At 59.9% G+C, this 11,698-nt stretch carries 5 protein-coding genes; all 5 read right to left on the reverse strand.

What is annotated here, in order from left to right; all coding sequences use genetic code 11:
- Window positions 1-3: 3 nt before the first annotated feature.
- The 5 genes from Q0799_RS09140 to Q0799_RS09160 are packed head-to-tail and all read right to left on the reverse strand — an operon-like array spanning window position 4 to window position 11,515.
- Entirely contained in the window at window positions 4-1,167 is a 1,164-nt protein-coding gene (locus Q0799_RS09140) for a hypothetical protein (RefSeq protein ID WP_298397427.1), read from the reverse strand.
- Window positions 1,164-1,826: an ABC transporter ATP-binding protein gene (locus tag Q0799_RS09145; protein ID WP_298397430.1), complete on the reverse strand. Its 663-nt coding sequence runs from the start codon at window positions 1,824-1,826 to the stop codon at window positions 1,164-1,166. Before Q0799_RS09145 ends, Q0799_RS09140 begins: the two co-directional genes overlap by 4 nt.
- Window positions 1,823-2,611, reverse strand: a complete 789-nt coding sequence (locus tag Q0799_RS09150; RefSeq protein ID WP_298397433.1) for an ABC transporter permease — start codon at window positions 2,609-2,611, stop codon at window positions 1,823-1,825. Before Q0799_RS09150 ends, Q0799_RS09145 begins: the two co-directional genes overlap by 4 nt.
- Window positions 2,611-3,939, reverse strand: coding sequence for an aminotransferase class I/II-fold pyridoxal phosphate-dependent enzyme (locus Q0799_RS09155; protein ID WP_298397436.1), 1,329 nt, complete (start codon window positions 3,937-3,939; stop codon window positions 2,611-2,613). The genes Q0799_RS09150 and Q0799_RS09155 overlap by 1 nt, the downstream gene beginning before the upstream one ends.
- A gap of 37 nt (window positions 3,940-3,976) precedes the next feature.
- A complete protein-coding gene (locus tag Q0799_RS09160; RefSeq protein WP_298397439.1) occupies window positions 3,977-11,515 on the reverse strand; it encodes a type I polyketide synthase in 7,539 nt (2,512 codons plus the stop codon).
- Window positions 11,516-11,698: the final 183 nt, after the last annotated feature.

Below are 11,698 nucleotides of genomic sequence, written 5' to 3' on the forward strand. Positions count from 1 at the left end.
GGTTCAGTCCTGATGATCACGAATGATGGCGGCAAGCAACTGGATGATCCCGGCAATAATCAATGCCGCCAGCACGAATACGATGATGTTGTAGAAACGTCGCGGCTCCAGCGGGTATTGCGGCAGCGTCGGTTGTTGCAGCACGGAAACCTTCTTGAGCGTGCGCAAGGCTTCGAGCCGCCCCTTCTCCAACGCCACCAACGCGGTTTTGTAGGTATCCTCGGCAAATTTGGCGGCCATTTCCAGGCGCTGGTATTCCTCGACCGCCGTATTGAGCGGCTGTCCCTTGCTGGAAGTCAGCCTGGCCTGCTCTTCGACGATCTGCTTCTCGATGGCCGCAATCTGCAGGTCGAGCTCGACCACACCGGCCGCCTGCGGCGTCAGATAACCCAGAAGTGCAGCGCGTCGGGCCTTGAGGTCGGTCGCTTGAGCTTCCAGTTTGTTGATCGTGCCCTGCAGGCTTTCTGCGAGCGCCTGCGGCGACAGCATGCCTTTGCGGCTCTGGAAGGCAAGCAGTGCCTGCCGGCTGGACAGCGCCTTGACGCTCATTTCAGCAACCTGCTTTTCCAGGAAATCGACTTGATCGCGCGCCATGATGTGACCCAGTTCGTTCATGTAACGCTCGCCCTCCTTGACCAGGGTATCGGCAATGGCCTGGGCCATTGCCGGATCGTAGGCCTGAGCGCGGATCACCAGGACGCCGGCGTATTCGTCGAGTTCGATGCTGGTACGCTTGAGGAAATGCTCATGAAAATGTTCCTGTTCGGCAGAAGCCGACATGCGCGAAAACATGTCATGTTCGCTGTCGCTGTAGTGGGCGCGCAGTTTGAGCTGGGCGTCGAGCTTGTTGAGCATGTCTACCGACTGCAGGTGGGTGCGCAGCATCAGCTGGTCGGTCCGGTTCCCCCCAGAAGCGCCGGTCAGCAGGGTGCCGATGTCCATCGTGGCGCCGGCGGCCATATCGGTACGCTGGATGACGACCCGCGCTTCGGACACATAACGGTCAGAAGCAATCAGCGCCCAATAAACGATCGCGCCAAGGATAGCAACGGCAGCCACGCGGAAGGTACGGCGGCGCAACAGAGCCGGTGCCAGAAGGTTCTGGACACTCCCCATCCATTCCTGCGCCTTTTGTGTGGCGGGTAAATTCTTGATTCTCTCGATCATGCAATACTTTCCTTGTAATGCGTCAGGGCATCTTCCAGCTTGTCAAACCAGTAGGCCCGCCCTTCGTGCAACCAGATGCCAGCCTGGCAGAACTGGCGCAGCGTGCCTTCGCTGTGCGAGACCATGATCAGGCCGGCGCGGTCAACCAGTTGACTGAAGGCCTGCGAAGCTTTTTTCTTGAAGGCTGCATCCCCCGCCGATGTCACCTCGTCGGAGATGTAAACATCGAAATCGAAGGCCAGCGAAATGCCGAACTTGAGCCGCGAGGTCATGCCTGTAGAATAGGTCCGCACGGGTTCGTCGAAGGCGTCGCCAATTTCGGCAAAATCCTCGATGAACCGGATTTTTTCTTCCATGTCTTCATCGTGGCCATGAATGCGGCAGACGAATTTCGCATTCTGCCGCCCGGTCAAGGTCTGGTGCAGCCCTCCAACCAGGCCCATCGGCCAGGATACGCTGCAATGACGCTCTACCCGACCGCGATTGGGATGATCGACGCCGCCAATCAAACGCAGCAGGGTCGATTTACCGGCCCCATTGCGTCCCACCAGCCCCACGCTGACGTTGCGCGGGATGGAGAAAGAAACGCCCTGCAATACCCATTTCCCTGGTCCATGATCGGTCAGGTAGCGCTTGTATAGGTCTTCGACGACGATCATTTGGCAATCAAGCGTGTGACAAAGCGGACGTGCATCGCCAGGCCGATGAAGATCAGGCAGACGGCAAACGCATAGAGGTAGCCCAGATCGAGCCCCGGCATTGCGTGATAATTGCGGGAAAAACCGACCCGCACCGCTTCGACGCCATGCAAGAGCGGATTGTAGAGCAGCCACTGGTTGAAGGGGTAAGGCACCATCGTAATCGGGAAAATGACGCCGGATAGGAAATACAGCGGCATCATCAGGAATTTGACCAGCTTGTCGATTTCATCGACCAACTCGCAGGGCACCGACAATGCCAGCGCAAACCCCAGGCCAAACAACCACATGCCGAACATGGCCGAAACAACCATCAATGGATCGTCGGGAACGATGTTGCGGTTGAACAGCGCCAGGATGGCGAAGGCCAGGATACCGATGAGGATCATCAGGAAGGCCTCCAGCGCCGCCCGGACAATGACCGTATCGACAGGCCTGACCTGGCGGTAGGCGAACATGGTGCTATTGGCGTTGATCGCCTCAATCCCCTGAGATGCCGGACGCCTGAACATGAAAAAAGCCAGGATTCCCAGGGTTACCCAGACCACCACATCCATTCCGGCAACCACTCGCTGACGCACGGTCACCATCAGGATGATGATGAACACCTTGTGCGCCACCGGCTCGAACAACACCCAGAACCAGCGGGCCCGGCCGCCGCTGATGCGGGCAAGCGCTTCCCGCAGGAACAGCGCCTGCCAGGCGGACAACATGATGGCTAGTGAGGAACGCCGGGGTTCTGACATCAGAGAAGCGCTCCCAAGGCCGACACCGCTTCGTCAATCTGCTTCTGGCTGTGCGTCATGCTGATGAAGAAACGCAATCTCGCCGCCTTTTCCTCGACGGCCGGATGAATGATGGGCTGGACGTTGATCCCCTGACCGAACAGTTTCTGGGAGAGTTTGGTCGCCTTGAGCGAACTGCCGATAATCGCCGGCACGACCGCATACCCTTGCGAAAGGCCGGTATCGATTCCCTGTTGCCGGGCCCGGTCAAGAAAATAGGCAGCACGTTCGCGCAGGCCGCTGACCCGCTGCGGCTCCTCAAGCATCAACTGGATGGCCTTGAGCGAGCAGGCAGCCAGCATGGGTGCCAGACCAACGCTATAGACAAAACCCGGGGCTGCATATTTCAGGTGGTCGATCAGCGCCTGCTCGCCGGCGATATAACCGCCGCAGCCAGCAAATGACTTGCTCAGGGTGCCCATCCAGATATCGACCGCTTTACCGGCCAGACCAAAATGTTCGCGCAGGCCGCGCCCGGTTTCACCCAACACGCCGAGGGAATGGGCTTCGTCGACCATCAGGAAGGCTTTGTAACGCTGCTTGATATCGACGAATCGCGGCAGGTCGGGAATATCGCCATCCATGCTGTACAGGCCTTCGATGACGATCAGCGTACGCTCGAAGTTGCCGCGGATTTCGGCAAGAATGCGTTCCAGCGATTCCGGGTCGTTATGACTGAAGGCCCGGCGGGTTGCACCTGAGAGCTTGATGCCTTCGAAAACGCTGTTGTGAATGAGACTGTCGTGAACGATCAGGTCCTTGGGACCGAACAAGGTGCCAATCGTGGTGACATTGGTAGCATGACCGCTGACGAAAGCGATGCAGTCATCGACTTCGTACAGGTCTGCAATGGCGCGTTCCAGTTCCTGCTGCACCGGGCGCTCGCCAGCGACCAGGCGGCTGGCCGAAGCGGATGTGCCATAGCGGTCGATGGCCTCCTTGGCTGCCTGATTGACTCGCGGGTCGCCGGAGAGGCCCAGGTAGTTGTAGCTTGAAAAATTGATGTAGGTCTTGCCGTCGATTTGTGTCGTGGCATTGGCTACGCCGTCGTGAACCTTGAAGAAGGGATTTTCGACGCCGAGTTTGCGTGCACCAAACCGGGACAGCTTGATTCGCTCGTACTCGGCGAACTTCTCGAAGGAACAGAACTTGTCCGGCACATGCGCCAGCGCTGGATTCTGCGGCAGCAGCCCGCCCGACTCAGCCTCCTGCTGGTTGCGCCTGAGTAGAAAACGCTTGACCAGTTGCTCCCGGGCCTGACCGACCAATCCCTGACTCTGCCGGGTCATACCCCACCTCTGCTAGCGAATATCCTCCGATTTTCCCTCATTTGCCGCCATCTGCCTTTGGTTCGATTTCCCGAATGATAGCCGCAATTTCTTCCTGGGAAACCGACTCTCCGTGCTGCGTGGCAATGTTCCGGGCGGCAACAGCCAGTTCATCGGAGGATTCCTCCATGGGCACAGAGGAAAACAGGCGTTCCATGATGCGCGCAGTCACACGCTCGACCGTCGGCCCCTCGTTGAGCATCATGGCCGGCACCTGGATCCCGAAACGTTTTTCCAGGCCGAGCGCCAATTCCACCCCCATCAGCGAATCCAGGCCAAGGTCGTGCAGCGAGCGCGCCGGCTCGACCCGATCCGGGCTGACGGCGAGAATCTGTGCCACTTCCTGGGTAACAAGGCGGGCAACGATGCCCTGCACTTCAGCCTGCGACTTGCCTTCGATCATGGCACGGAAATCTTCGAGGCTTTCCGCGCCCCCGGCATCTCCCCCCTGGCGACGCAAGGTCATGAAGCGCGGCCCCTGTGCCGAGGGCAACAAACGGGCAAGTGCGTTGAACTGGAAATCGCCGATGGAAACATTGCTCTGCGGCGCACTGAGCGCACGCCCGAGCATCTGCAGGGCCATTTCCACGCACAGCGGCTCCGCCCCCAGACGGCTGGCCAGACTATCCTTGACCGCCTGATTGCGGGTGAGATAACCGGCATCGCCGATAGGCCCCCAGCCGATGCAGGTTACGGGCAGGCCTTCGGCCCGACGCATGCAGCCCAGCCCTTCCAGCCAGGCGTTGGCAGCCACGTAATTGGCCTGCCCCGGATTGCCAATGTAGGTGGTCACCGATGAGTACAGCACGAAATGATCCAGCGCCATCTCCCGGGTCAGGGTATGCAGGTTCCAGCCACCGCGCACCTTGGGAATCAGCACCTGCCGCATGCGATCTGAATCCAGGTTGCTGATCAGCGCATCGTCGATGACCATGGCTGCGTGGAACACACCCTTGATGGGCTTGAGCCCCGGCAGGGCGAGCACGCGCGCAAGGGCTTCGCCGTCGGCAACATCACAGGCCAGGGCAAGCGCTTCAGCACCGAGCGCCCGAATCGAGGCAAGCGCCTCGCTGGCGCCCGGGGTCTGGTCTCCCCGCCGACTGAGCAGCAGTATCTGCCCTGCCCCATGTCTGGCCAGCCAGCGGGCAGTTTCAAGGCCAAACCCCGACAAGCCACCGGTGACGAGATACGCCGCCTGCGGATCAAAAGCAATTTCTGCAACTGGTGCAGCCATGGATTGCACCGGCAACCCGGCCCCCTCGAAGGTGACCACGACCTTGCCGATCTGGCGGGCCTGTTGCATGTATCGGAAGGCGTCGACCACCCGCTCGGCCGGGAATACACGTACCGGCAACGGCGACAAGGCGCCGCTGTCGAACAGGGCCATGACCTCGCGGAACAGCCGGGCAGCGAGTTCGGGACGAGCGATCAGCAGTTGGTCGGCATCAATGCCGAAGTAGCTGATGTTGTCCTTGAAGGGACGTAGGCCGATCGGCGTGTTTTCGAAAAAGTCACGTTTGCCAAGTTCGAGGAAACGGCCAAAGGGACGCAGGACATGCAGATTACGACGGATGGCCTCGCCGGCCAGTGAATTGAGGACGACATCGACCCCCTCGCCGCCTGTGCATGCAAGAATCTGGTCGGCGTAGGCAAGATTGCGCGAGTCGAACACGTGGTCGGCACCCAGCAATTCGACGAACTGGCGCTTTTCTTCACTGCCGGCAGTGGCGAACACTTCCGCCCCGAGATGACGGGCGAGCTGGATCGCTGCGATCCCGACCCCACCGGCACCGCCATGAATGAGTACGCGTTCGCCCGGCTGCAGGTTGGCGAGCTGGCGCAGGGCGTAATACACGGTAAAGAAAACGGTCGGTACCGTTGCCGCAGCTTCGAATGTCCAGGCCTGTGGCTTGGGCGTCAAGGCATTGGCACGGGTGACGACATGACTGGAGAAACAGGCTGAACCAAAGCCCATCACCGCATCGCCGGGCGTAAATTCCCGGACATTATCCCCAACCCGGGTAACGACGCCGGAAAATTCCAGGCCCAGGCTGGCGCCGGCAAATCCATGCTCGACCGCCTCATCGGGCAGCAATCCCATCACGTACATGATGTCGCGGAAGTTGAGGCCGGTGGCTACCGGTCTGACCTCGATCTCGTCTGCCGCCAAGGTCCGCTCGGGCTGAGCCAGCCAGAGGAGATTGCGCAACTGGCCTGGCACCCGGAAATCGAGCCGGAAACGCGGCTCGGCATTCTGCTGTGCGGCCGTCTCCTTCAACTGCGCTGACTGCATCCTCAGGACATGCCTGGTATCTTCAAACCGGACGATCTCGTTTTCGCCATCCTGCGCGAGACATTCGGTCACCAATTGTTCGGCAACATTGACGGGCTTATGCTTACCGGGAAAATCGATGAGCCGGCAGGTCAGTCCTGGGTATTCGTTCATCACCACCCGTCCGAAGCCCCACAGCGCAGTATGGGCGGGATGACGGTATGGCGCAGGCACAAGATCGTCTACAGGCACCGCGCCACGGGTAACCAGGGTGAGCTTCGTGGGCTTGGCCGAAGTGCTCAAGGCGAGGACGAGATTCAGCGCTTCGACCGGCAGTTCGACATCATCCGCGTGCCGGACGGGCGCAATGAAAACAACATGGTCGATCAATGCTCCCATTTCACGCTGACTGGATTCGATCAGGGCGCCGGCCGAGGCACGATCGAGCAACTGCGCCCCCGTTTCCAGGTGCTGCACCAGCTGCGCCTGCTCACTCAGTTGCCCAGCGAATGCTTCAGCCGTTTCCTTGCCGGTATCGTCACCCGACAGAATCAGCCATCGTGCACTTTCCGACCGCACCTCTGTCGCTTCCCGGGTTTCGCATTTGCCGAGCACCAGATAACAGCCCACCGGACTATCTTCACCGGCCGGCTCGCGACAGGTTTCCACATCCTCAAAGCCAAGACGGGCCAGTTGCATTTCCCAACTTGCCGGCGAACTGAATCGCGAAATTCCCCAGACCAGATCGGTGGCAAGGTCGGACTGACGCTCGGCAATGATCAATAAACCGCCGTCAGCCAGTCTGGAACGTGCGAAAGCGAGTAGAGCATCCGGCCGGATGGCGGTGCCTAGCACGTGGCGCAGCAGGACAACATCGAATTGCCGGGGAATTGGCTGCCCTGCCTTGAGCGACATGCTTTCGTGATCAAGCCCGGCAACGGTGATCCAGCTGTCGTTCTGGTATTCATGCTGGAGATGGTCGCAGGCTTCGTTGTCGCCATGGGCCAGGACATAATCGATGTTGTCGGTGGCTACCCGGTGCCCAAGGACCCGGGGTAGTTCGCTCAACCCGGCCGAGCAATCGAGAACGCGCAAACGACGATTCGCCGCCTGCTGGCTTGCCAGCAATTCGAGCAAACGCTCAACGGCAAGACGGGTACCAAGGTAGGACAAGGCATCGTCGTACAGGGTTTCGAGTTGCTGACTTCTCGACAACTGCTGGGCCAGGGTCGACGGGTCGATGCGCTCAAGCAGGAGATCGGCCAACTGTCGGCCGCGGCGCCCGATCAGGATCAGTTCGCCGGTACTGGCCGGATATTCGGCCAGCAGAGTGCGCCAGATATCCTCCGCAGGCGGCATGTCGGCATCGATGAGTTGCCAGACACCTTCCTGCTGCTGCAGCCAGTTCTGCTCCTGCAGCAGATCCCTGGCCCAGGCGAGCAGTCGGCTGGTTTCGTCGCCATCGCGACTGGCACTCTCCAGGCGTTGCCAAAAGGTGTTGCCTGCTTCGGTGCCGGCTGTCTGCACGGCTTCGTATACAAATGCGGTGACCAGCGCGTCGAAGAGCGGCTGCGCTTCGTCGAAATACGACTGTCGCCGGATGGTGGACTCCTGTTCGACGAACCACGTTCTGAGTTGCTCCAGCAACCCCTGGACCGTGGGCAGGAGCGCCGAGGCACTCTCCAGCGCCCCCGGCTGAACGACCGGAACGATTTCCCAGCAGGCCGCCTCGGTAAGTCTGGTCCGACGCAAGGAAGCTGCCCGGAAACGGCAGCCGGTCAATACGGCAAGGGACTTTCCCTGCGCATCGAGCAATTCGAAATCGGCGAGCACCGAGCGTAATCCGCGCCGGCGAATGCACGTACGGAATTCCGCGATTTCGCCCTGGCACAGCCAGCGCAAACGCCCCACCTTGACAGGCAACAGAGGCAGGCCGAGCCCGGCTTCGATTTCCGCCTGAAAAAAATCCAGCAGCGACTGGAAACAGACATCGAGGATTCCTGGATGAAGTATCCAGTTGGCGGTATCTTCCTTGACATCAGGCGGTAACTGATAGCCCCCGCTCAGGCAGTCTTCATTCAGGCAGGCGGCGGTCAACCCGCGGAACACCTGGCCGTAATCCAGCCCTAAAGACGCGGCAAGCCGGTAGTGCGTAGCGTGATCGATCCGGATTTCCGGTGCTATCGGCACAGCAAGGGATTGCACTTGATAGCCGGCAACGGCACCCAGCAAGCGTCCTGCGGCATTAAGCATCCACTCATCTTCGGAAAGTCGCTGGCGACTACGTATCTGGAAACTTCCGTCGCGTTCGTTGAACTCGAAACGGATGCTGCGCCCATGTTCACCGTCGAAGACCACCGGCGAGACGATATCGATTTCCTCAATTTCCTGCGTACCATCGCCAAAAATCTCGCGGGCAGCAGCCAGTGCCATCTCCACATACGCAGCACCGGGCAGTACAACCGCACCACCTACCTGATGATCTGCCAGCCATTCCTGTGTTCTGGGATCGAGAATGTTCTCCCAGCCATGCTGTACTTCCTTCAAACGCCAGCCCAGTAGTGGATGCACCCGCTGGCGTTCGATCAGGCGATAACCTTCCGAGGTATGGGGTAGCCAGTAGCTTTCCCGTTGCCAGGGATAAGCCGGTAGCGAAACGTGCGGCGCGACGACCGGGAAATACGCTTTCAGCGTATCTTCGGAAGAGAGCAGATGCAGCCTCAGGGCAAGTTGCTCAACGCGATCCTCGCCATCGTCGTTCTTGCGCAGGGACGCCAGCACCTGGGCTTTGACTGCCTTTTCCGTCACGCATTCCTTGAGATAGCGCTGGAGAATGGCATGGGGCGAGATTTCCACCAAAGTCCGGCAGCCCATCTCGAGCAAGGCGGCGATTGCTTCCCGGAAGCGAACCGGTTGCCTGACGTTGTCCCACCAGTAGGCAGCGGCCAGAGCAGCGTCGTTCGGTGCTCCGGTCACGGATGAAACAAAACATGCATCGCGCGACGGAGTCGGCACGAATCCCGCCAGGGCATTGGCCAGTTCATCCCTGACCGGGTCCATGGCGCGGCTGTGGAAGGCATAATCGAGATCGAGCAAGCGGAACACGATACTGCGCGACCGGCAAGCAGCCGCCAGCGCCTCAAGTTGCACCAGCGGGCCGGAAAGCGTGAGATTCTGCGGACTGTTCACGCCGGCGATCTCCACATCCGGCCATTCACCACTGGCAAGCCATGACTGCATTTCGGGTTCGGCAAGGCTGATCGCAGCCATCCGCCCGGCACCACGAGTTCTAGCCTGCGCGGCACTGCGCGCGCAGATGACGAGTACTGCTTCATCGATGGTCAGCGCACCGGCCGCCCAGGCCGCGGCAACCTCGCCTACGCTGTGGCCGGTCACGGCAGCGGGAGCCAACCCCGCCTCGCGCAACAGGGTGGTCATGGCCACCTGGATGACGAACAACAGGGGTTGTGCAACTCCCGTTTCGTCCACACGGGAATTCACAGGATCAGCCATCAGTTCATCGATGACGGAAAAACCGGCTAGCGGCCGGATTCTCTGGTCAAGATCGCGCACGATTTCGGCAAACCTGGCATTTTCAGCGAACAGAAGCTGCCCCATACCCGCCCATTGAGCGCCATTACCAGCATAGATGAAGGCAATGCCGCCCTCTTCCAGCGGCGCGTCTTCGCGAACGAGGTCAGACGACTGCTCTCCCTGAGCGAACATCCGCAGGAGACGGACCGCCTGGTCAACGCCCTCCGGCTGCAGGATCAGGCGCTTTTCCAGTCTGTCGCGCCGATAGGCAGCCCCGTAAGCGATATCGTAATAAGCACTTGGCTGCTTGCCTTGCAGCATCTCGGCATAGCAGTCTGCCAGTGCCTTGAGCGCAGCTTCACTGCGCGCCGACAGCACCAAGGGAGGCAACTCCCCGCCTTGCCAGACATGCGGCACCACTGAGGTTGAGGGATGCTCCTGCAACAGGACATGCGCGTTGGCACCACCGAAACCGAATGAATTGACACCAACGACAAGCGGCGCGCCTCCCGGTGCCGAGAGTGGCATTGATTCAGTGACCGGCTTCAGGCGCCAGGCATCGAAATCGATCCTGGGATTGGGATCGCACAGATGTATGGACGGGGGCGCGGTGCGGTTCTTGAGAACCAACAAGGCCTTGACCAACCCGGCCATGCCCGAAGCCGGCTCAAGGTGCCCAAGATTGGTTTTTACCGAACCGATCGGTAGCGGGTTGTCTACGGGTCTGGTCTGCCCATAAACCGCCCCGATGGCCGAGGTTTCAATCGGGTCGCCAATGGCTGTGCCGGTACCGTGCGCTTCGAGATAGGCAACTCTTTCCGGGGCAATCCCGGCTTTGGCAAGCACATTACGCATCAGTTCGATCTGGCCTTCCGCGCTGGGAATAGTCAGACCGGTCTTGCGCCCGCCATCGGCGTTACTGCCTGAGGCAAGAATGACCGCATGAATCTGGTCGCCATCGTTGACTGCCGCTTCGTACGGCTTGATCAGGAGAACCGCCCCACCCTCGGCACGAACGTAACCATCGCCGGATGCATCGAATGTCTTGCACCGCCCCCCGGCCGACAGCATGGAAGCTTTGGTGAAACCCACGAAGGGATAGGGATGGGCGAGCAGGTTGACACCACCAACCAGCGCCATCGAAGCATCACCGGCCTGCAGGCAGTTGCAGGCCTGATGCAGCGCCACAAGTGACGATGAACAGGCTGTGTCGATGGCCATCGAGGGGCCATGCAGATCGAAGACGTAGGACAAACGGTTGGCGGCAATGCTCAAGGTGTTACCGGTCATGGTATGCGCCGAAAAACTCGGCAGGTCATCCAGCGCCCGAATACCGTAATCCAGTCCGGAGATACCGACATAAGCGGCACAATCGGTTCCCGCCAGGCGCGAGGCCGGCACACCGGCGTTTTCCATGGCCTCCCACGCCAGTTCCAGCAACAAACGTTGCTGAGGATCAATCCAGGCGGCTTCACGGGGAGAAATACCGAAGAAGCCCGCATCGAACTCATCGATTCGCGACAGTACTCCGGCCGAAAAAGTCACACTCCGGCCAGCCTCGCTACGCTTGGAATGCTGCAATACATCGGTCGCCCAGCGCTCGGGATTAATCTGGGTCACAAGATCGCTGCCCGCCTGCAGCGAACGCCAGAACGACACTTCATCAACCAGATCGCCGGGAAAACGAAAGGCAAACCCCACAATTGCCAGCTTGTTTTTATTGCATTCCAAAACAACTTCCCTTTGCGAATTGGCGATTTTGTTAATTTTTATAGTAACAATCCCCCGGCAAAGCCGGGGGCCTTCATTATGTGAGCCGCTCAAAGCGGCTAGCGGGGTCGCTGACGCGGCCCCAATTCTTGTGCCGCCACAGGCGGCTATGCCTCAATACAGATTGAGCTGCTCCAGCCGCTC

It is taken from the genome of uncultured Azonexus sp. (assembly GCF_937982035.1).
Lineage (GTDB): Bacteria > Pseudomonadota > Gammaproteobacteria > Burkholderiales > Rhodocyclaceae > Azonexus.

Coding starts and splice junctions, on each gene's coding strand:
- Q0799_RS09140 (WP_298397427.1), bottom strand. CDS start 1,167: ATGATCGAGAGAATCAAGAATTTACCCGCCACACAAAAGGCGCAGGAA.
- Q0799_RS09145 (WP_298397430.1), bottom strand. CDS start 1,826: ATGATCGTCGTCGAAGACCTATACAAGCGCTACCTGACCGATCATGGA.
- Q0799_RS09150 (WP_298397433.1), bottom strand. CDS start 2,611: ATGTCAGAACCCCGGCGTTCCTCACTAGCCATCATGTTGTCCGCCTGG.
- Q0799_RS09155 (WP_298397436.1), bottom strand. CDS start 3,939: ATGACCCGGCAGAGTCAGGGATTGGTCGGTCAGGCCCGGGAGCAACTG.